A 20,395-nucleotide genomic window follows, 5' to 3' on the forward strand; every position below is an offset into this window, starting at 1 on the left:
GGGTCAGGGCGCGCAGCACCCGTCGTCGCGGTGGCCACCGCCGGCCGCGACGACGGGGGTCCGGCACGCGTCCCCCCGCCACGCCTCGACGCCCTCGCGGACCGCGAACGCCGCGATGACCAGCGCGGCGACGGGGTCCGCCCAGGTCCAGCCGAGCGTCGGACCCAGGACGAGGCCGACGAGCAGCACCACCGACAGCCAGGCGCACAGCAGGGTCTGCTTGGAGTCGGCGACGGCGGACGCCGAGCCGAGCTCGCGGCCCGCGCGCCGCTCGACCCAGGACAGGGCGGGCATCACCGCGGTGCTCACGGCGGCCAGCACGATGCCGACGGTCGAGTGCGCGGGCTCGGCCGCCCCGAGCAGGGTGCGCACGGCGTCCACGGTCACGAACAGCGCCAGGCCGAGGAACGACACCGCGACGAGCCGCAGGGCCGCACGCTCCCGGCGCCGGGGGTCCGGGGCGGCGAACTGCCAGGCGACTGCTGCGGCGGAGAGCACCTCGACGACCGAGTCGAGCCCGAACGCGACGAGCGCCGCGGACGACGCGGCGCGTCCCGCCGCGATCGCGACGACGGCCTCGACGACGTTGTAGGCGATGGTGGCCGCCACGACACGCCGGACGCGGCGTTCCAGGACGGCGCGACGGGCCGGTGCCGGCGGCGAGGCGTGCGGGCTGCCGGTCGTCATGAGCAGGTGCAGCCCTGGGCCGAGCAGCACGTCGGGTCGACGGCGACGACGAGGCGGACGAGGTCGTCGAGCGCGGGCGCGAGGTGCGGGTCGGCGAGCCGGTACCAGGTGCGCCGCCCGTCGGGGACGGCCTCGACCAGCCCGCACCCGCGCAGGCAGGCGAGCTGGTTCGACATGACCTGGCGGGAGACGCCGAACGCGTCGGCGAGGTCCGACGGGTAGGCGGGCGCTTCCCGCAGGGCGAGGAGGACCCTGGTCCGGGTCTCGTCCGACAGGGCGTACCCGAGGCGGGCGAGGGCCGCCGTGTGGGTCAGTGTGACCGTCTCCATGGTGGCGACCATACACGCTGCGCTGAATTCAGGAACCCATGGATCATGAGCGAAGGGCGCCTCGTGTCGGTGGCGCGCGACACCCTGGGACCACGACCGGGAGGAGCCCCTCATGACCGCACGACCCGTACCCGTCGACCCGCCGGAGATCCCGACCAGCCCGGCGTTCGCCCAGGGGATGATCCTGCCCGCCGGCCGCACGCTGTACGTCGGCGGCCAGAACGGCGTGGACGCGCACGGCACACTGCTCGAGGGCCTGGGCCCGCAGACGGAGCAGGCGCTGCGCAACGTGCTCGCCGTGCTCGCCGCCGCCGGCACGGACGCCGAGCACGTCGCGAAGCTGACGATCTTCCTCACGTCGGGCGTGGACCCGACCGCCGCCTACGCCGCGTCCGCGGCCGTGTGGCGGCACCGCACCGCCGTGACCGTCGTCAGCGTGCCGCCGTCCCGCCCGGGCGTGCTCGTGGAGATCGAGGCCGTGGCGACCGTCCCGGAGCACTGACCCGGGCGCCCACCTTCTCGGCGCCGCGGACACCTCCGACGGCGTCATCGCCGACGAGCCCTACCTCGGGTTCGACGGCAGCTGGAAGCAGGAGTCCGGCGACGGCAACGTCCTGCAGAACGGCTTCACCTACCCCGACCGCACCTGGAAGCCGGGCGCGCACGAGGTCACGAAGCAGAACCAGGACCTCAAGGTCACGCAGTCACCCTGGCCATCCCCTCCGGCGTGGGGCCCCCGCGGACCGGTCCCGGCCGGAGCCGCTCAGACCAGGCGGACCAGGACCGTGGGCGTCGGGCGCCCCGGCCACGTGCCGGCCAGCAGCGGGCCGGTCGCCGACGCGGCGGGCTCGCCGGGCTCCCGTTCCACGACCACGCGGGCACCCGGCGGCACGTCGACGCCGTCGCCCCGCACGTCCATGGTGGGTTCGCGTCGCTCCGGGCCGTCCGGCGTCTGCACGAGCAGCTCCGCCTGGCCGTCGCCCTCGCGCACCACCCGCGCAAGCTCGGCGACGTACACCGGGTCGCCCACCGCGTCGTACACCCACCGGGTGCCCAGCACCGAGTGCTCCATGGCGCCCACCAGCCACGCGTCGGCACCCGCCAGCGGCGCCGCACGGTACGTCAGCGGCACGTGCACGGTGCGGCCGTCGACCTCCACCAGGTGGGACTCGATCCCCACCTCCCCCGCCGGGTCGTCGAACCGGTACGCCGCGACCGGCACGACGGCGTCCACCTCCCCGTCGAACCATGCCTGACCCGGCAGCCAGGTCGCGAGGAGCTCCGTCTTCGTGGGCGTGAGGGTCGCCCGGTGCAGGATTGCCATGCGGTCATCCCACCACAGCACCCCGCGGGACGGCCCGGTCCCGGCCGAACCGGATGTGAGCAGGACCGGCCGGCGGGATCGTGGGGGGCGGCAGCGTTCGACGACAGCCCACCGCCGTCGCAGCATGGAACGAAGAGCCGGTGCACCGCCGGCACCAGAACCGCTCGGTGCCCGTCGGGGCCCCGACCTTCTTCGACCCGCGGCCCGGGGGCTCACCGGCCAGTCACGCCGCCCTCGACAACTGCCACGGGAAGATGGTCACCACCCACGCCTCGACGAACCGGATCGGCATCGACACGGTCGCGCTGTGGGAGAGCTTCGGCGACGACTACCTGGGCTGGACGAGCCGGCTCCACGGCGTCGCGCTGCCCGTCGGCCGGGTGATGCCCACGGTCCGCCAGGACTCGCGCAACGTCACCGTGAAGGTGCTGAAGCAGCGCATGGCGGCCCACGGCTTCGCACCGACGGGACGCTCCGCCTCGTGGAAGCGGGGCGACGGCAGCAAACTGTTCGGCAAGGAGCTCGACGACCTGGTCCGGGCGTTCCAGAAGGAGTCGGACCAGGAGATCGAAGGCGTCGCGGGAGACGACACCTGGACCGCCCTCATGAAGGGCTGACGGTCCCCGGCGGCGCCGTGACCGGCCCGTCCCGGCGACCTGACGATCCGCGGCGTCGGGCGCCGCGCGCGTGCCCGCGCCGGAAGTCAGCGCGAGCGCAGGGCCTCGATCAGCTCCGCCTTGCGCACACCCGACCGGCCCTCGACGCCGAGCTCCGCGGCGCGGCGGCGCAGGTCGTCGACCGTCCAGTCGTCGTAGGAGCCGGCCTCGCCGCCGCGCGCACCGACCGTGCCGCGCCCCTGCGCCGCCGCGGCGTTGGCTGTCCGCGCGGACTTCTCCTTGCTGTTGCCCTCGTCGCGGAGCTTCTCGTACAGCTCGTCGTCCTTCACGCTCGGTCCGGGGTCCCGTCGTGGCATGTCCGTCTCCTCCTCGTTCCGGTCGTCGCGCCGGTCACGTCCGTCAGCCGCGCTGGTCGGCGGGGCGCGCACCGGGCTCGATCAGCGTGACGCGCGCACCAGGCAGCAGCTCCTGACACAGCGCCTCCGGCCACCCGTTCACGCCCCACCTCGTGGCGACGTGCACGCCGTCGCGGCCCGGGCGGTGCGTCCGGCCACCGAGAAGTCGCCGATCAGGTCCCCGCCTCCGTCCGTGAGCTGGTCCAGGAACACCTCCGTCGCCGTGATCGCACCGAGGAGGTTCACCTCCGATCATGGCGCGGTAGTCGGCGCTCTGCTAGTGCCCGCGCGGTCGCCGCGCCACCCCCGACTACGCCCCGGTGATCACCGCGACGCGTGACGTGTTCTGGTACAAGTCGTTCCCTCGTTCTTGTGGAGCCAGCAGTGCTCGACCCCGGTAGAAATGCGAAAGCCCTCTGACCAGCATTTCTGCTGTTCAGAGGGCCTTTCCGATGTGGGCGATACTGGGATCGAACCAGTGACCTCTTCGGTGTGAAGGCAAACAGACCACCGAACCCGTCCCCCTGAACCGCAGAAACACGCCGTTCCCGTTCACCCCCGTCCGTCCGTGCTCGAACCCGTAAGCCAGCAGATGAACCAGCAGCCGAGGCCGGGCTGGACCGGACGTTCCCTCGCGGGCTCGCTCCTGTGAGACGAAGGACCCACCCACCAGGGAGCCCTCCGCATTCAACGTCACCCGCGGGCGTGCCAGGCGCTCCGCCGATATCGGCCCGGGCACCGATCCCGGATCACAGGTCCTCCACGGGAAGCCCGAGATAACGGGCAACTGCCTCCTCCACGATGGCGAGCTCATCAGCCGACAGGTAGTCGACGAGATCCGCGCCGACATACGAGACGTCGACAGCGCGCATCTGGTCGACGAGGAACACCGTGTCACGGCCTGCCACCTCGAACTGCGGACGGAAGGACAACGGCGCAGCGGACGTCGAGGTCGGCACGATCGTCACGACCGACCACGGAGCCTCAGACGGAGACAGCACCAGGCCGTACCGTCTCCCACCCTGCTCATGCCCCCGACCCGAACCCAGATCGACGGGATACACCGCCCCGCGGATCACCAGGCGTCCGGCTCGTCGTTCAAGTTCTCGTCCCGATGGGCGAGCATGTCCGCGCGAGCCCGCTCGAGCCACCGCTCCTGTACCAGCAGCCGCAGACCGTGGCGCAGCGCATCGGACGCCGTGACACCCTCCGCGCCCAGCTCGTCCAGCACGCGCCGCTCGTCCACCGTCGGGCGGAAGCTCACCGGCGCCACCTTCTTCTCCCCCACCACGGTCGCTTCCGCTGTGCCACCGGACGGCAGGTAGCGCGATGCCCGGGCCTCGACCTGGCCATGGGAGACCCTGCCGCCACGTCCCGCGACCTTGGTCGACCTGCCCACAGAAGCAGGCCGGGGAGCATCGGAGGCAGCAGTTCGTCGCTTCGTGGTCATGCCCTCACTCTACGCAGGGTCCTACATTTGTCCTACGCACCGCTCCCCGAGATCGGGCGACCCGTGACGGCCACCCGCACTCTCGATCGTCAACCAAACTCGGGCAGACCCGGATGACGTGGTGCCGCCGCACTCAAACACGGTCCGTGTCTCGCCGATCCATCCGGTGAGGTCGGCGCGAACTGTGCCCGTCCGCCGGTGATCCAGGGTGGAAGTGGGAATGTTCCCTGGGCCTTCTTCTTGATGGCCAGCGCAGCCTTGACTGCATGCTCGCTCCGCAGTGGTGGGGCGAGACTTTCTCCGATCCTGTGGCCAACCTCGTCGCGCGCTGTGCCCGCGATGGCGACGTGGACAACGAGCCTGACGAGCTCGGGCGGAAGCGGCCGGAAGCCAAGCTCATCCGCGCAGCCGAACTTCACCCCGCTCCATAAGTGTCCGCATTCTGGACATCAGGTTGCCCCGCTCAATCACCCCCGTAAGCTTTCGCGCACAGGGGTTCATCGATGGAGATCAACTGGAGGTCCAATGTTTAGTACTGTACGGCGTAGAATTGCGCTTGTGTCGACTGTGCTGATCGCCGCGGTGACGGCCACTGTTGCTCCAGCGTCAGCGTCGGCCGTTGCTGTCGATGACAGCCCTGGCCTGACGGTGCGTGCAGGTGGCCAGGAATGGACTATCGAGGAGTTTCTTGAACTCGGCGACCTTGGCGACCAGCAGTCGGAAGCCACGGGAGGGGTAAGCCCACTCTTGCTGGGTCCTGTTGACACGCTCTTTTGTGACACGCTCAATGATGCGAGTCACATGATCATTTCGTATGCGTCCGAGCCGGATGGCGATTGGCCCGGTGGTGAAGTCCGACTCTTTTGCGGGACTGAGCAATCGTCAGGGTATAAGCATATCCGATACCGCCACCAAACAGATTGGACGCTGAAAGGCGAGTCGGTGGGATATTTCAGCTCGTGGGACGACCTGATGGATAGCATGGTCTGGATCACATTGCTGTCTACGGCCGACGAAAGGTTGACCGTGAACCAGGGATCCGGCAAGTTCTGCATGACCACACCGGTGCAGTTCTACGTAGGCGACGCCATGGTTGGCACCATGGACCCTCGCATCGTTCTCTCCGAGAATAACATGTTGGTGATCACCGCCATTCCGGGCGGAGGCTGCTGACCAAATGCAGATTCGAGTCGCCAACGAATACTCTGTCACCTGGCCGTTGTGGGGTCCAGATGGAATGCTTTGTCCTGGCGACCTCGAAATCGATCCCCAACTTCGAGCAATGATCCTTGATTGGGCGCAATGGTTCAATCGCGACTACCACTACCTCACTGGCTGGCCGTCTCGCGAGGATATGGAGCGGCATCGCGCCGATGGTCGGACGATCGTTGCAAACCTCCAGAGTGAGTTCGGCAGAGAGCACGTCGTAATTCTGGACTATTGGGAAACAAACTTCAGGAACGACGGGGGCGGCCAACTGCCGTAACAGATGTGGCGACGGTTCGTAATCCTGGGGTTCGGTGGCGCCCCGTCCTTCTTCGGGAGGTCGGGGCGCTGTCGTGTGCGGCGGTCTTACTCGGCGGCGGCGCTAGTGACGACGACCTCACTGGTGCCGAGCCAGATGGGTCTGCCTGAGTAACGGTGGGTGGGTCTCGGCGGAGCCTGACCCGGTTTCCCGGACACCTGATCTGAGGCGATGATCGTCTCGGGAGAGGAGCCCGTGATGCCTGCAGCCAAGCCGCCGGAGTTCCGGCGTCGAGCGGTGGACCTGGCCCGGCGTGGGGACGCGCCGGTGCGGCAGGTCGCGAACGATCTGGGGATCAGCGAGTCGTGCCTGCGCCGGTGGATGAAGGTGGACGACGTCGACGCCGGCCGGCGTGAGGGCCTGACCTCCGCGGAGCGCAAGGAGCTCGTCGAGCTCCGTCGCCGCACCAGGGTGCTGGAGATGGGCAGCGTGATCCTCAAGCGCGCCTCGGCGTACTTCGCGCGGGAGAACGTGCTCCCAAAATGATCGCCCGGTGCGTTCGTGAGCTCGCCGACGACGGGGTGCCCGTCGCGGTGGCGTGCCGGGTGCTGGGCATCTCGCGGTCGGGGTTCTACGAGGCCACCGGGCGGTCGCCGTCGCCGCGTGCGGTCGCTGACGAGCGGCTGTCTGCCACGATCACGCAGATCCATCAGGCTTCGCGGGCGACCTACGGTGCCCCGCGCGTGCATGCCGAGCTGCGTCTTGGGCTGGGGATCCGGTGCGGGCGCAAGCGGGTGGCCCGGCTGATGCGGCATGCGGGCCTGGTCGGGGTGTGTCACCGGCGCAAACGTCGCGGGCACCGGCCAGCGCCGGCACCGCACGAGGACCAGGTAGCCCGCGACTTCACTGCCGCGGGTCCGGACCGGCTGTGGTGCACGGACATCACGGAGCATCCGACCGGTGACGGGCGGGTGTACTGCTGCGCGGTGCTGGACGTGTTCACCCGGCAGGTCGTGGGCTGGTCGATCGCGGATCACATGCGCTCGGAGCTGGTGGTGGACGCCCTGGAGATGGCGCGCTGGCGACGCCGTCCCGCGCCCGGCACCATCGTGCACGCGGACCGCGGAAGTCAGTACACGTCCTGGATCTTCGGCCACCGGTTGCGCGCCGCCGGCCTCCTGGGATCGAAGGGGCGGGTGGCATCGAGTGTGGACAACTCGATGATCGAGTCGTTCTGGTCCTCGATGCAGCGCGAGCTCCTGGACCGTCAGCAGTGGCACACGCGCGCCGAGCTCGCCTCGGCGATCTTCGAGTGGATCGAGGGCTTCTACAACCCCGTCCGCCGTCACTCCGGACTTGGCTACCGCAGCCCCATCGAGTTCGAGAACCTTCACACCGCCGCCCACGGCGCGGCATGATCAACCAACCGAAACTGTCCGGAGAAGCGGGTCAGGCTCCAAGGCCCCCCAATCCAGCATTTCTGCTGGTCAAGTGGCCTTTCTGCGGTGGGCGATACTGGGATCGAACCAGTGACCCCTTCGGTGTGAAGGGCAGTAGCGCGATCTACCACCTGGGGGAATGCGCGAGATTCCGGGGATTGCAGTCGATGACTGTCGGGTACTTTCGGGGCCTGTGGGGATGCCGTAGATGCCCACTTAGATGCCCACGCGCGGTGGAAGCGGGCGAGCCCGGACCAGCGCGAGTCCCGGGCCGCGCGGTCATGGGCAATCGGCGCCGGTCCAAGGACAGACTCGGTAGTCGAAGTCGCGTCGGGCATGCTCAGACCTGAGGAACTCGGCGTTCGGGCTGTATTCGGGGCCCAGCACGCGTGCGACTGTCAGGATCGACACAGACCGAGCGCCCGCCTGTTTGAGCGCGACGGCGACCGATTGCGCGCTCCCGCCGGTCACCCAGGAGTCGTCGTAGACCGCGACGTGAGTGTCGGGCGCGATGCCGCCGACGACCTCCACGTTCTCAGGACGGATGTCGCGCTGCTTGGTCGCTCCGGCGCGGAGTTTCGTCTCGAGCTCGTAGCCCGAGACGAAGAGTGGCGACAGCACCGTTCCTGGCTCGCCTGCGATCAGGCGGTGCAGCGGGTGCTCACCGACGTGCTGGGTTCCCGCGACCGTCGTCCATCGGAAGTGGCTCATGCCCGCCAGCCTCAAGTCGCAGTCCACGTGCCCCAGGATCGCGAGCGCGAGCAGCGAGCGGACGACGTTCGTGTGGGTCAGCTGCGGTGTCGCCGCCTTGTAGCCGAACATCGCTGTGTACATCTGGTCGCGCATTGATGCGCTTGGCTTGACCGCGTACACCATGGACGTCACCCGGTCAGCAAGGGGTAGGCCAGAGTCACGCTGCTGCTTGCATGGGTAGCACGTCGCGTATCCGCCGGTCGGGGTTCCGCACGCCGAGCACGTGACGCCTGAGATCCTCAGGACGTTACGCAGATAGCCGCCGGCGTTGGCCGCCAGTGCCTGTCCAACCGGCACAACACTGGCAGGGAGCTCCCGCATCATGCGGCGGTCGGGGCAACGCTACCGATAGCTTCCAGGGCCAGCGCCAAGGAGGCCTGAGCGTCGAGCACTTCGTCGATCGTCTTGTCCAGGTCGTCGATCCCGGTCACGACGTGCACCCCGGGGCGCCCGACGAGTGCGGCGCCCCACTGGGTCCGTTCGGCGACCATGTCAGTCAGTATCACTGGCCGCCCATGTTCGACGGCGACCCGTGCCTGAATGCGCGTCCCCGACGTCTCGCCTGCTTCGACGACGATCGTGCCCATCCCGTATCCGGACATCGCGGTATTGCGGATCGGGAACGCTGACTTCGACGGTTCGGCGTCCGGCCAGAACTGCGACAAGACAAGACCTCGCCGCCCGATCTCAGCTTGAAGCTTCCGGTTCGTCGCCGGGTACGCGCGGGTGATGCCAGTTCCAATGAATGCGGCTGTTCGTCCCCCGACCGCGAGCGCGGCACGGTGCGCGGCGGTGTCGACGCCAGCAGCGAGGCCAGCGATCACAGTCAGCCCCTTGGAGACGAGCAGCTCTGCGGCCGCACCGGCAATCTGATGACCGCGTTCCGAGGCCTTGCGCGAACCCACGACCGACATGCCGCGGTCCTCAGGTACCAGTGCGCCTTCGGCAAACAGGAACGGCGGGACTTCTCGGATGTCGCGCAGTCTGCTAGGGAAGTCAGGGTCGAGCACCGTCAGGAACCGCAGCCCGTCCTTCTCCCACCGCAGTACGTCATCGCGCGCCTCATCGAGAAGTTGCGAATCGCGTGGATCGGGCACGAGGGAGTCACCCTCGACCAGCTCCTTCCATACGCGCACAGCGTCGCCCGCGTACCAGATCTCAGTCGCCAGGCTGTTCCATCCGTGTCCGCGGACCTTTGCGCGCAGCAGCGCGACCGTCGCGGCGGCCTGGTCCACTGCCTGCGTTGTCATGACACCAAGATTACGGCCCACCACTGACGTCGGCCGAGAGGCGAGACGTCAATCGCTACGGAGCAGCAGCGACAGATTGGTCGGAGCAGTGGTTCCTAGGGACCTCATCACAGGCCTTGCTCAGGATCCCGCATGACGAGGCACGCGTCGATCCTGGTTGTGAGTGGCCCGTTCTCCGGGCTCCGGTCACCTCGACTGAGACGAGCTGGATGGACGCTCGTCCGCAACGGTCGAGAGAGGTCTTTACAGAGAGGGAGCGTCGACGAGGCTCGCGCCCAGGCAGGCCTTACCGCCACGGGTCCGGCCGAGCGGTCGAACGGCTCGACCTCGAAGGAGACGATAACCCTGTGCGCCTGCTCGCGGCTGGCTTCGCACACGCGCACAACGCCATCCAGCAACTCATCGAGGTCGTTGACGGGCTCGATGAGCCGATGCGGTGACCGACCAAGGTTACGCACCCGGCGCCGGGTCGAAGCGCTGCCCGGTCATCACCGCCGTCCTCGCCGGGAGCTCACAGTCCGATGCAGGGTTCATCGAGGGCGCGTCAGGCGATCGAGCCTCTCCACAAGTCCCAACGGAGCGACTCGAAGATCAGCCCGATGCGCTCGTTGGCCTCCGTCGTCGAAGCGAGAGTCATGCTCGCGGCGATTCGTCCAGCGAGCGTGTCCGCTGGCGCTTTTGCGTCTTGGTCCTCTGCCAGAACGCGAACTTCAAGGTCCGCAAGGTACGCCTGGATGTCACCGGGGGTGTCGGCGCTGCGGGACAGGTCAGCCAGCCTGTCCATGGCCATACGAAGCCGCGCGTGCTCGGAGTCGCGGTACGCCGCCAGGTCGGGTGCGAGGGAGCGGCGGCGGGCCAGAACGTGAAGGCCCGACAGGGATTCCAGCGCACCATGGGCGTCGATCACGCAGTCAGTGAGCGGTGTTGGGGCGGGTCTTCCGATCTGATCGGACCAGGTCGCCAGGAGATCCGCACCCGGGAAGGCCGTGGTCTGAAGCGCCACCGCAGCCTGACGGACGGGGCGATCTCCGACCAGCGGGGTAATCAGGATCGGCGGACGTGCAGCGCGGACGGCGTACTCGGCCTCAATCAGCTCGCGGAGAGCTTCCGCTGCCGTCATCCACGCCTCGGGTGAGGTCGCCGGCACGCCGATCGCGACCTCGGTCGGCGGCCAGTAGACCGCGTCTGGCTTCTCAAGGTCGCGCGTCCAGATGACAAGCTCGATACCCAGCGACCCGGCGAGTTCCTTCAGCCCGTCAAGCATCAGGCCGGTCCGACGGCTGACCATCTCGCGGGCAGCGCCAGCCGCACGACGTAGGGCGGTTGTGTACGGTCCCGATCTCGCGATGCCCGCAACCGCTCGGGGTTGCAGCTGTCCCCACGCGAGCTCCGCCAGCACCGCGTGGAGGTCTGACAGCTGCTGATCCATTGCCTGGAGTTCGCCAGGCGGGTCGCTGTCGACCAGGTCCCAGCGCTCAAGCTGCGCGGCGCGCAGCCCATCTCGGCGAAGTGTGTCGCCCGTGAACGCGGCGAGGCTCGGCCATCCGTCAGCAGGGCCTTGGAGGCGCCCGGGCAGGTTGTCGACGACGCCCTGGATGAACGAGTGGAAGTGGTCGTTGTCCAGGTTTGGTACCTGCGCGCCGGGACGCAGCGTCACCTCGATACGGTCGATCGGGACGGTCAGCGTGTCAGCCCGCTCACGAATCGAGGTCCTGCGAGCCTCGAGTTCCCGTTCCTCGTCGGGTCTGCCCTGCGAGACGCACCACAAGAGCGTGAGGTCGTCCAGGAATCGCGCTGTGTCGCCGACGAGCTCGGTGACCGTGGCGAGCCGTGTCGTGTGATCGATCGTGCCCGCGGCCGACGCCGCGATCTGCGCGCGGACTCGCGTCCACTGAACGGCAGAGTCGGAGTGATCGTAGCGCCGTTCAAGGGTGGAGACGCCGATCACGTGGTCGCGGAACCCGAGCGGTACGTCACCAGGCAACAGGGTCTGGACGTCTGCCTTGTCGCACGCTGGCAAGCACCTGAGCAGCCTCCGCGCGAACGCGCGGTTCGAGTCGTCCGGCTCAGGATTCACCACGTCCGACACGTGCAAGATCCGCGCGTAGGCGACCCGGACGCCGCCACGGCTGTGTTCGGCGACCTCGACCAGCCCCGGCGTCGAGTCCAAGAGGCGGTCGAAGACACTCTGCCGCCCTCCCGACATCTCGAGGATAGTCGTTGCCAACTCAAGGGACACCTCGCGGGCTACCGCCAGAACCTCCGCCAGGTCGTCGGCGGACGCCTTCTGCAAGCACTCCGCGAGGGCCGTGTTTGCACGCCCAAGCTCAGTTAGAGCGGGGGCCTCGAGCTGTCGGCCCGCGAGCGCGCCAAACACAGCCATCGCGCCAGGGAGGTTTGCCCCGGCCGCGAACCTGCTCACGCGCAGATTGCCGATCATGTCCAGGAACTCGTCACGCAGGGCCAGGGGCTCGAGAGCCATCCCGGGCAACGCCGACTCGATCTCTGGACGTAAGCCGATTTGCGGATGGCTGCCCATCAGTGCGAGCTGGATCGTGATCGCACGCTGCGCGGGCGCCACCGCGTTCGCTTCAAGACTGCGCGCCCAACTCTGTGCGGTGGCACGGAAGTCCGCGATGCGTAGGGCGTCAAGGACCGATGCCAGGCACCGCGCGTCGGACCTCCGCTCGACCTCGTGTGCGAGGACCGTCAGGAGCTCCCCAGCGATCTGGGGCACGTCTCGGAGCACGCCCACCACGAACGGCCGGAGCTGCGGCTCGTCCAGAAGCGCCAGGACGTCGCGGACCGTCTCGATGAGCACCGGTGGCGGCACCGTATGGACAGCATCGCTGAGTGCGACCGAGCGAAGCTGGTGCAGACCAACAAGGCGCGTGCCCAGGGCGTCCACCAGGTGCTCGCTACGAAGGCGGGCCAGCGCCTCACGTAGCTCCGGATCGCCAAGGTGAAGGTGCCGCTGGACGTCGCGTATGTCGAGGTTGGCGGACCAGCGGTGTGCTGTCGCGACCAGCGCCACTAGACGAAGTTCGGTTTCCCGACCTTCGCTCACCCGGCGACGAACCTGCTCGGTGATCACGTCGCTGAGCCGGCGTCCGCGTGTGAGCAGGTGGGTGTACTCGAGCGTCAGTCCCGCGGCGTCCTCGTACGCCTCACGCCAGTGGGTCGCGGTGGTGGCCCCGGACCGGACGAGCGCGGCGTGGATGTGAGCGGCGACCTCTTCGTCGAGGACGACGTCCGTCGTGTCGCACTCGGGCAGCGTCCGGAGGGTGAGCAAGTCCTCGGTCCTCGCCGAGCCCAGGAGCAGAACGTGGGGGATGCCCGCGAACGCTCGGACGAGTGAGTCCCAGGCTTGCGTTGGACCGACCGCGACACCGTCGACGATGAACCCGATCGGAGATCTCGACGATGGCATCGACGCGCTGGCGAGGTCGACGATCGCCGCCACGTCCTCATCCTGGAGCCGGCGCACCCTGTACCAGAGGGCGTGGCGGGTCGAGTATGCCGCCGCCCACATCACCGTGGACTTGCCGACCCCTGATGGGCCGGTGACGAGTACCCGCCCGCGACGATCGAGCCCCGTCACGACCTCGCCGGTAAGTGAGGGCCGAGGCGTCGGCAGCCCGGCGACGACGTGCCCGGGTTGGACGTCCATGCCCTCGTAGAAGCCGTTGCTGGCCAGGGGAGTGTCGAAGTCGACCGGCTCGCACGCCCCCGTCGCGAGCGCCCGCTCGAGTGTCGCGTTGTCGAGTACGCCGACGAGCGCTGTGGCGATCGACTCCGCACGCGTCCGGTCGATGCCCCGTCGGTCGACGATGGAGGGAGAGGTGTTCACGTCTGCCGAGGCGGCGACCTCGTCCCGGAACGCCCGCACGATCGGGTCAGCGGCAGCCGGCACGAGGCTGAAGCGGCGAGCAATCGCGTCCCGGGCCTCGTCAGCTGCCGTCGTCCACGGAAGGACGAACACGGTCACCTGTCGGCAGAACTCGCGGACCGCGTCCTCGTTCTGCTCCCGCCGGCGCGCCAGCGCCAGGACGGCCTCGATGATCCGCGCGGCCTCAGGCTGCGCGCTAAGCGCGATGTCCCACTCCGCCAGCACGAGTCCATCGATGGCCCGTTCCACGACGAGCACCGGGCGCCCGCTGACGCCGGCAGCGATGCGTGCCGCGTGCTGTGTGAAGAGAGCGAGCAAATGCTCTGCAACATCGCTAATAGCGAAGTCGCCGACGCGCGCCTGGCGCGACTTCACTTGGACGTGCCAACCGTCGGAGCCCTCGCACGACAGGTCCTCAAAGCCCTCAGGGACTACGGCATCCACGCTGAAGCGGCCAGTGAGCAGGCCCGCGCACAGCCACGCTCCGACTACGTCCTGGAAATGGAAGCCTCGTCCGGATCGGGCGCCCGCGCGCGTCCTGCACCAAAGGCGTTCCGCACCATCGTCGATCTCATTCGCTGGTCGCCCACCATCGAGCTCCGCGGGATCGGGTGCAGTGGTCGCGGCCGGGCGCAGAGACCGAGAACCACGCGTTGCGGTCCGCTTAGGTGTTCGCCGTTTGGAGGGGCTGGCCACACGAGCATCATCGCAGGCCGCACGGCGTGTGGATACGTGGGGAAGCGTCCGCCTCGACGACGACCCGCGCCGCATTCTCCAGAAGCACCAGCCAGAAGGCGCGGGCGGCCGCCGGGGGCAGCATCGTCACGGCGCGCACCACTGCGCGCGCAACCTGCGCGCGCTACCGGCAACCGTCGGGTCTGTCCGATGAACGGCGGGCGGGCCACGGCTAGGAACAGGAAGCCTCGTGCTGACGACCTCGAGGGCGGCTACAGCGTGTCTCCAAACCTGCGGCGAATGAGCCATCGATGGCCGTACTGTCAACGCTGTGACCACAAAGCTGTCCCCCGGGGCGTCTGGTGCGCTGCGGCGATTCGCGGGTTGGGTTGCTCGCGGCTCGGTCGGGCATCCACTGCTTGAGGGTGTCGAGTACTGGGACGTCCTGCGTGACGAGGCCAGTTCGATGGAGACGCTGTTCGCGGTGTTCGCCAACGTTCTGGAACTCGACGACCAGGGTGAGCCGGTGAACGAGAAGTACGCCGAGCGGCGAGCCGCGGCGTGGCTCTACCGGTACTGCACCGGCAAAATGCCGGAAGGTGAGGCCGAGATCGAGAACTGGGAATCGGCGTTGTACTGACGTGTGCGGGCCCAGGCGCGGAGCCAGACGATGATCGCGGCCAGGACGACGGCACCGCGCTAGCTCGTGGCAGGGCTTGACCCCGTGAGGTGGACACGCTGATTCCGGGCCCGGCCCGGAGGAGGGCTGATCTCGGTCGCGTCCGGGTGATCCGCTCCTCCCGCCGCCGAAGCCCCGAAGAACTACACCGTCCTCGAGATGCCCTCTCCTCCACGCGCCCTTCCCCCGCCCTCACGACCCACCCCCAGTGCCCAAGTACGACACTCAGCGAACGGGCTCCTACCAGGAGCCAGTCAGTGCGGAAACACCGAAGAGGTCAGTGAGGAATAGGAGGGCTCGCCGCACCCGCGGCTCGAGTGGCCCTCAGCCGAACACGACAGCCGGCGACCGTCGGCCATGCGGCGTTCGCCCAGGTGAGAACGGGTTCAGGACGACCGAGGCACCGGCGTCAACCGCGCCCACTCCCCCACGCCGCGCCCCCACGCCGCGCCCCCACGCCGCGCCCGACGGGACGCTTCCCCACCCGCCCAGATGGCGGGAGATAGACCAGCAGTTAAGCCAGCAGCGCTCGACCCCGGCAAAGCGAAAGGCCCCCTGACCGGCATTTGTGCTGGTCAGGGGGCCTTTCTGCGGTGGGCGATACTGGGATCGAACCAGTGACCTCTTCGGTGTGAAGGCAAACAGACCACCGAACCCGTCCCCCTGAACCGCAGAAACACGCCGTTCCCGTTCACCCCCGTCCGCCCATGCTCGAACCCGTCAACCAGCAGATGGACCAGCAGCCGATGCTGGGATCGCCCCGACGGTTGTCTCGCGAGCTCGCTCCTGTGAGACGTATGCCCCACCCGCCAGGGAGCCCTCCACATCCAACGTCACCCGCGAGCACCCAGGCACCCCGCCGATATCGGTGCGGGCGCAGTTCCCGGATCACAGGTCCTCCACGGGGAGCCCGAGATCACGGGCGACAGCCTCCTCCACGACGGCGAGCTCGCCTGCCGACAGGTAGCCGACGGGATCCGCACCGACATACGCGTCATCGATCGCGCGCACCCGGTCGACGAGGAACACTGCGTCGCGGCCCGCACCCTCGAACTCCGGGCGGAAGGACAACGGCGCATCGGACGTCAAGGTCGGCACGATCGTCACGACCGACCAGGGGGCCTCGGACGGGGACAGCACCAGCCGTACCGTCTCCCACCCTGCTCGCGCCCCGACCCGAACCCAGATCGACGGGATAGACCGCCCCCGCGGATCACCAGGAGTCCGGCTCGTCGTTCACGTTCTCGCCACGATGGGCGAGCATGTCCGCGCGAGCCTGCTCAAGCCACCGCTCCTGGACCAGGGTGCAGCCATCAGCCTGCCAGCGGAACGGCGACGCGCCACGTTACGTTCCGGTTACTCATACACGTTACATATTCTGCACTGACATCTCGGTGTGTAATGTGCGTTACACCTACTCGACGAGGAGAACGCTCATGCACCTCTCGCAGTCCCACCGCACCCTCACCGCGTGCGCGGTGGTCTCCCTTTCGGCCCTCGCTCTTACCGGCTGCGCCGGAACCGACGCCGACGAGGCCGCCGCCGCGGCGAGCCCGAGCGGCGCCACCGCGGCCACGGAGACGATGGACCCCGTGGAGGTCGCCGGCGTCGACATCGCCGTCGACGCCGAAGCGCGGGAACTCGTGCCGCAAGCCTTCCTCGACACCGGCACGGTGCGGGTCGCCACCGACGTGCCCTACCCGCCGTTCGAGATGTTCGAGTCGGAGGGGTCGGACGTCATCACCGGCTTCGACTACGACCTGGGGCAGGCCATCGGCGCGCGCCTGGGTCTCGAGTTCCGGTTCGAGCCGCAGAAGTTCGACGGCATCATCCCAGCCATCCAGGCAGGGCAGTTCGACGCCACGATCTCCGCGATGACGGACACGGTGGAGCGGCAGGGCGCGCTGACGTTCGTCGACTACTCGGCGTCGGGCACCGGGCTGCTCGTGGCCGACGGCAACCCTGAGAACATCACCACCTACACCGACCTGTGCGGCAAGGCGGTCGCCGCCCAGAGCGGCAGCAAGCAGGTCGAGCTGGTCGAGAGCTGGGCGCCCGAGTGCGAGGCGTCAGGCGCCGGCCCCATCGAGCTCAAGACCTACCCGAAGGACTCCGACGCCCAGCTCGCCATCCGCAGCGGCGCGGTGACCGCCTCGGTGATGACCAAGCCGTCGGCCGGCTACGTGGCCAAGACCGCGGACGACGGCGCCGCGTTCGACAGCATCGACGACCCCGCCGCCCCGAACGGATACGACGCCACCCCGAACGGGATCGGCATCGCCAAGTCCGCCACGGGCCTGCCCGAGGCGGTGCAGGCCGCCCTGCAGACGCTCATCGACGACGGCACCTACGAGGTCATCCTCGACAAGTACGGCCTGACCGGCATCGCCGTCGACGAGGCGACCATCAACGGCGCGACGTCCTGACGTGGCCACCTCGATGATCACCACAGCTGCCCCAGGGGCCGGCGGTCCCGGGGGCGCCGGCACCCCGCCGGACGACGCCCTGCCCGTCGTCCCGCTGCGCCACTGGGGTCGACTCGCTGCCGGAGCGGCCGTCCTGGTGCTGACCGTCTCGTTCCTGCTGGCCCTCGGCCGGAACCCGAACCTCGACTGGCCGACGGTCCGCGAGTACCTCTTCGCACCGCTGACGCTGCGCGGGCTCGTCGTGACGATCTGGCTGACCGCCGCCGGCATGGCGATCGGTCTGGTCGGCGGGGTCGTCGTGGCCGTCATGCGACTGTCGTCCAACCCGGTGCTCCGGGTCGTGGCGAGCACCTACGTCTGGGTCTTCCGCGGGACGCCGATACTCATCCAGATCATCTTCTGGGGGTTCCTCGGCGCGTTCATCCCGACCATCACCCTCGGCATCCCCTTCACGGACGTCGTGTTCTTCACGGCGGCGACGTCGGCCCTCGTCCCGGCGACCGTCGCGGCACTGCTCGCGCTCGGCCTCAACGAGGTGGCGTACGCCGCGGAGATCGTGCGGGCGGGCATCCAGTCGGTCGACGAGGGCCAGACCCAGGCCGCGAAGGCGATCGGCATGACGCCCGCCCAGACGCTGCGCCGCGTCGTCCTCCCGCAGGCCATGCGCGTCATCGTCCCACCCATGGGCAACGAGACCCTGACGATGCTCAAGACGACGGCCCTGGTCTCGGTGATCGCCGGGCACGACCTGCTGTCCAACCTGCAGGCCGTCTACGCCCAGAACTTCAAGGTGATCCCCCTGCTGGTCGTCGCGAGCATCTGGTACCTGGTGCTGACGTCGCTGCTGTCGATCCCGCAGCGCCGCCTGGAGCAGAGGTTCGGGCGCGGCGTGTCACCCACCGGCGCCCGCCGTCCGCTCGCCCGCGCGCTCAATATCCGGAGGTCCGCACGATGACCACCACCGCACCCCACGCCGACCCATCGGTGCAACGGCACGACCCTGCCCGCGATCCGCTCGTCGACGCGCGCGGCGTGGTCAAGACGTACGGCGACCACACCGTCCTGCACGGCATCGACCTGCAGGTCCACGCGGGGCAGGTGGTATGCCTGCTCGGTCCCTCGGGTTCCGGCAAGTCGACCTTCCTGCGGTGCATCAACCACCTGGAGCGGATCGACGGCGGCCGGCTGCTCGTGGACGGCCAGGACGTCGGGTACGAGCAGCGGCACGGCAAGCTCTACGAGCTCACCGAGCGGCGCATCGCCCGGCGCCGCGCCGACATCGGCATGGTCTTCCAGCGGTTCAACCTCTTCCCGCACCGCACGGCGCTGGAGAACGTCGTCGAGGGCCCAGTCGTGGTCCGGCGCCGCGCGCGCGCCGCTGCGCGGGACCGCGGGATGGAGCTGCTCGACCGGGTCGGCCTCGCGCACAAGGCCGCTTCCTACCCGGCACAGCTCTCCGGCGGGCAGCAGCAGCGGGTCGCGATCGCCCGAGCGCTCGCGATGGACCCCCGCCTCGTGCTCTTCGACGAGCCGACGTCCGCCCTCGACCCCGAGCTCGTGGGCGAGGTCCTGGACGTCATGCGGGACCTCGCGGCGGACGGCATGACGATGGTCGTGGTGACGCACGAGGTCGGCTTCGCTCGCGAGGTCGCCGACACGGTCGCGTTCCTCGCCGACGGGGTCATCATCGAGTCCGGGGACGCACGGCAGGTCCTCGACGATCCCCGGCACGAGCGCACCCGCTCGTTCCTCGCGAGGGTCTTGTGACGGCCGGGGCCTCGACGGCGGACGCGCTGGACCTCCCGCCGGGGGACGACGACCTGAGCGCCCGGCTCCTGCCGGCCGCTCGCGCCGCGCACGCCCGGTACGTCGCCGAGCTCGTCGAGCTCACGTCGTTCGACTCGGGCACGTGGAACGCCGCCGGCAAGCGTCGCGTCGTCCAGTGGTGCTCTGCGCGGCTGCACGAGATCGGCGCGCAGGTCGACGTCGTCGACGTGGACGCCGACACCGACGGTCCCCCCGTCGGCCCGGCGCTCGTGGCGCGGCTCGCCGTCCCGGGCACGGCACGGGTGCTGCTGCTCGGGCACAGCGACACCGTCTTCGCCGACGGGACCGCCGCACGACGTCCGCCGCGGCAGGTCGACGGGCGCCTGACCGGTCCGGGGGTGTGCGACGACAAGGGCGGGGTCCTCGCCGGGATCCACGCCCTGACGCTGCTCGCCGAGCTCCCCGGCCCACGCACGGGCGAGGCCGTGCTGCTCCTCAGTCCGGACGAGGAGGTGGGGTCGCCCCGCACCCTAGCGCTGCTGCAGACCCACGCTGAGCGGGCCGACGTCATCCTCGGGCTCGAAGGATCCCGCGAGAACGGTGATCTCGTGGTCGCCCGGAAGGGCGCGTGCGACGTACGGATCGAGCTTCGCGGGCGGGCCGCGCACGCAGGTATCGAGCCGGAGCGTGGCGCGGACGCCGCCCTGGCCGCGGCCCGGCTGGTCCTGGACCTCCACCGGGCGGCGGCCGACCGCCCCGGGGTGAGCGTCAACGTCGGCGTGGTCCGGGCCGGCGATCGACCCAATGTCGTCGCCGACGAGGCGGAGCTGCAGCTCGAGGTCCGCGCGCCGACAGCCGCCGCGCTCGACGAGATCCTCGACACCGTCGACGGTCTCGTCACGGCGGCGACCCAGGGGGGCATCACAGGCCGGTCCGTGCGCACCGACTACTGCCCGCCGTTCGAACCATCGCCCGGCTCGGCCGCGCTCCTGCACCTGGCCGAGCTCCTCGGTGCCCGGATCGGCGTGGCGGTCCGCGGAGCGTCCACCGGCGGCGTGAGCGACACGAACTTCGCGGCAGTGACCGGCATCCCCGCGCTCGACGGGCTCGGACCGGTCGGGGGCGGGGACCACGGCGAGGACGAGTGGATCGACCTCGACTCCGTGCCGTACCGCATCGCCCTGCTCGCCGGTCTCGTCGCCGAGGCCGGTCGGGTCGTCCACCAGAACACCACCGAGAAAGAGGCCTGA

General features: G+C 69.3%; 21 protein-coding genes. 10 read left to right on the forward strand and 11 right to left on the reverse strand.

Annotated features, from left to right (window positions below):
* Positions 1–3 precede the first annotated feature (3 nt).
* Together ATJ88_RS10095 and ATJ88_RS10100 are read right to left on the reverse strand one after the other, a co-directional pair.
* Complete coding sequence (locus ATJ88_RS10095; RefSeq protein ID WP_098465262.1) at positions 4–687, reverse strand: cation efflux transmembrane domain-containing protein; 684 nt, start codon at positions 685–687, stop codon at positions 4–6.
* Complete coding sequence (locus ATJ88_RS10100) at positions 684–1,016, reverse strand: ArsR/SmtB family transcription factor (RefSeq protein ID WP_098465263.1); 333 nt, start codon at positions 1,014–1,016, stop codon at positions 684–686. The genes ATJ88_RS10095 and ATJ88_RS10100 overlap by 4 nt, the downstream gene beginning before the upstream one ends.
* A 112-nt stretch (positions 1,017–1,128) precedes the next feature.
* On the opposite strand from ATJ88_RS10100, the gene ATJ88_RS10105 reads away from it, so the two are divergent.
* Entirely contained in the window at positions 1,129–1,518 is a 390-nt protein-coding gene (locus ATJ88_RS10105) for a RidA family protein (RefSeq protein ID WP_098463718.1), read from the forward strand.
* Between the two features lie 261 nt (positions 1,519–1,779).
* Here the strand turns inward: ATJ88_RS10105 and ATJ88_RS10110 are convergent, their stop codons facing one another.
* Positions 1,780–2,340 (reverse strand): CG0192-related protein, encoded by a 561-nt coding sequence (locus tag ATJ88_RS10110; protein WP_098463719.1) that lies wholly within the window; start codon positions 2,338–2,340, stop codon positions 1,780–1,782.
* A 140-nt stretch (positions 2,341–2,480) separates the two neighbouring features.
* Here ATJ88_RS10110 and ATJ88_RS10115 point away from each other — a divergent pair, with 140 nt between their 5' ends.
* Entirely contained in the window at positions 2,481–2,957 is a 477-nt protein-coding gene (locus tag ATJ88_RS10115; RefSeq protein ID WP_098463720.1) for a peptidoglycan-binding domain-containing protein, read from the forward strand.
* An 86-nt stretch (positions 2,958–3,043) separates the two neighbouring features.
* Here ATJ88_RS10115 and ATJ88_RS10120 read toward each other — a convergent pair whose 3' ends face one another.
* The 3 genes from ATJ88_RS10120 to ATJ88_RS18785 all read right to left on the reverse strand — a co-directional run bounded on the left by ATJ88_RS10120 (position 3,044) and on the right by ATJ88_RS18785 (position 4,802).
* Positions 3,044–3,313, reverse strand: a complete 270-nt coding sequence (locus tag ATJ88_RS10120) for a DUF7218 family protein (protein ID WP_098465264.1) — start codon at positions 3,311–3,313, stop codon at positions 3,044–3,046.
* A gap of 788 nt (positions 3,314–4,101) precedes the next feature.
* Positions 4,102–4,503 carry a type II toxin-antitoxin system PemK/MazF family toxin gene (locus tag ATJ88_RS10130; RefSeq protein ID WP_342744845.1) on the reverse strand — a complete coding sequence of 134 codons (402 nt, stop codon included), beginning with the start codon at positions 4,501–4,503 and terminating at the stop codon, positions 4,102–4,104.
* Complete coding sequence (locus ATJ88_RS18785; RefSeq protein ID WP_245852329.1) at positions 4,428–4,802, reverse strand: hypothetical protein; 375 nt, start codon at positions 4,800–4,802, stop codon at positions 4,428–4,430. Before ATJ88_RS18785 ends, ATJ88_RS10130 begins: the two co-directional genes overlap by 76 nt.
* A 558-nt stretch (positions 4,803–5,360) precedes the next feature.
* Between ATJ88_RS18785 and ATJ88_RS18070 the strand changes: the two genes are divergently transcribed.
* The 3 genes from ATJ88_RS18070 to ATJ88_RS10155 all read left to right on the forward strand — a co-directional run bounded on the left by ATJ88_RS18070 (position 5,361) and on the right by ATJ88_RS10155 (position 7,685).
* Positions 5,361–5,975, forward strand: a complete 615-nt coding sequence (locus ATJ88_RS18070; protein WP_141538647.1) for a hypothetical protein — start codon at positions 5,361–5,363, stop codon at positions 5,973–5,975.
* A 550-nt stretch (positions 5,976–6,525) separates the two neighbouring features.
* Positions 6,526–6,813 (forward strand): transposase, encoded by a 288-nt coding sequence (locus ATJ88_RS10150; protein WP_170023584.1) that lies wholly within the window; start codon positions 6,526–6,528, stop codon positions 6,811–6,813.
* The gene (locus ATJ88_RS10155) at positions 6,810–7,685 is read left to right on the forward strand and encodes an IS3 family transposase (RefSeq protein ID WP_098463725.1); all 876 of its coding nucleotides are present in this window, start codon (positions 6,810–6,812) and stop codon (positions 7,683–7,685) included. The genes ATJ88_RS10150 and ATJ88_RS10155 overlap by 4 nt, the downstream gene beginning before the upstream one ends.
* Before the next feature lie 300 nt (positions 7,686–7,985).
* Here the strand turns inward: ATJ88_RS10155 and ATJ88_RS10160 are convergent, their stop codons facing one another.
* The 4 genes from ATJ88_RS10160 to ATJ88_RS19020 all read right to left on the reverse strand — a co-directional run bounded on the left by ATJ88_RS10160 (position 7,986) and on the right by ATJ88_RS19020 (position 14,424).
* Positions 7,986–8,582: a phosphoribosyltransferase gene (locus ATJ88_RS10160; protein ID WP_141538648.1), complete on the reverse strand. Its 597-nt coding sequence runs from the start codon at positions 8,580–8,582 to the stop codon at positions 7,986–7,988.
* Between the two features lie 197 nt (positions 8,583–8,779).
* Positions 8,780–9,709, reverse strand: coding sequence for a DNA-processing protein DprA (locus ATJ88_RS10165; RefSeq protein WP_098463727.1), 930 nt, complete (start codon positions 9,707–9,709; stop codon positions 8,780–8,782).
* 544 nt (positions 9,710–10,253) lie between these two features.
* Positions 10,254–13,973 (reverse strand): hypothetical protein, encoded by a 3,720-nt coding sequence (locus ATJ88_RS10170; protein WP_141538649.1) that lies wholly within the window; start codon positions 13,971–13,973, stop codon positions 10,254–10,256.
* A gap of 328 nt (positions 13,974–14,301) precedes the next feature.
* The gene (locus ATJ88_RS19020; RefSeq protein WP_281255248.1) at positions 14,302–14,424 is read right to left on the reverse strand and encodes a hypothetical protein; all 123 of its coding nucleotides are present in this window, start codon (positions 14,422–14,424) and stop codon (positions 14,302–14,304) included.
* A 180-nt stretch (positions 14,425–14,604) separates the two neighbouring features.
* Here ATJ88_RS19020 and ATJ88_RS10175 point away from each other — a divergent pair, with 180 nt between their 5' ends.
* Positions 14,605–14,913, forward strand: coding sequence for a DUF7677 family protein (locus ATJ88_RS10175; protein WP_098463729.1), 309 nt, complete (start codon positions 14,605–14,607; stop codon positions 14,911–14,913).
* Positions 14,914–15,840: 927 nt separating this feature from the next.
* Here ATJ88_RS10175 and ATJ88_RS10180 read toward each other — a convergent pair.
* On the reverse strand, positions 15,841–16,092 hold the full coding sequence (locus tag ATJ88_RS10180; protein WP_245852332.1) for a type II toxin-antitoxin system PemK/MazF family toxin: 252 nt from the start codon (positions 16,090–16,092) through the stop codon (positions 15,841–15,843).
* A 296-nt stretch (positions 16,093–16,388) separates the two neighbouring features.
* On the opposite strand from ATJ88_RS10180, the gene ATJ88_RS10185 reads away from it, so the two are divergent.
* The 4 genes from ATJ88_RS10185 to ATJ88_RS10200 are packed head-to-tail and all read left to right on the forward strand — an operon-like array spanning position 16,389 to position 20,395.
* Complete coding sequence (locus tag ATJ88_RS10185; protein ID WP_098463730.1) at positions 16,389–17,378, forward strand: ABC transporter substrate-binding protein; 990 nt, start codon at positions 16,389–16,391, stop codon at positions 17,376–17,378.
* Positions 17,379–17,391: 13 nt separating this feature from the next.
* On the forward strand, positions 17,392–18,333 hold the full coding sequence (locus tag ATJ88_RS10190) for an amino acid ABC transporter permease (RefSeq protein WP_098465266.1): 942 nt from the start codon (positions 17,392–17,394) through the stop codon (positions 18,331–18,333).
* Entirely contained in the window at positions 18,330–19,145 is an 816-nt protein-coding gene (locus ATJ88_RS10195; protein WP_098463731.1) for an amino acid ABC transporter ATP-binding protein, read from the forward strand. The genes ATJ88_RS10190 and ATJ88_RS10195 overlap by 4 nt, the downstream gene beginning before the upstream one ends.
* On the forward strand, positions 19,142–20,395 hold the full coding sequence (locus ATJ88_RS10200) for a M20/M25/M40 family metallo-hydrolase (RefSeq protein ID WP_098463732.1): 1,254 nt from the start codon (positions 19,142–19,144) through the stop codon (positions 20,393–20,395). Before ATJ88_RS10195 ends, ATJ88_RS10200 begins: the two co-directional genes overlap by 4 nt.

The organism is Isoptericola jiangsuensis (assembly GCF_002563715.1).
Classification (GTDB): Bacteria; Actinomycetota; Actinomycetes; order Actinomycetales; family Cellulomonadaceae; genus Isoptericola; species Isoptericola jiangsuensis.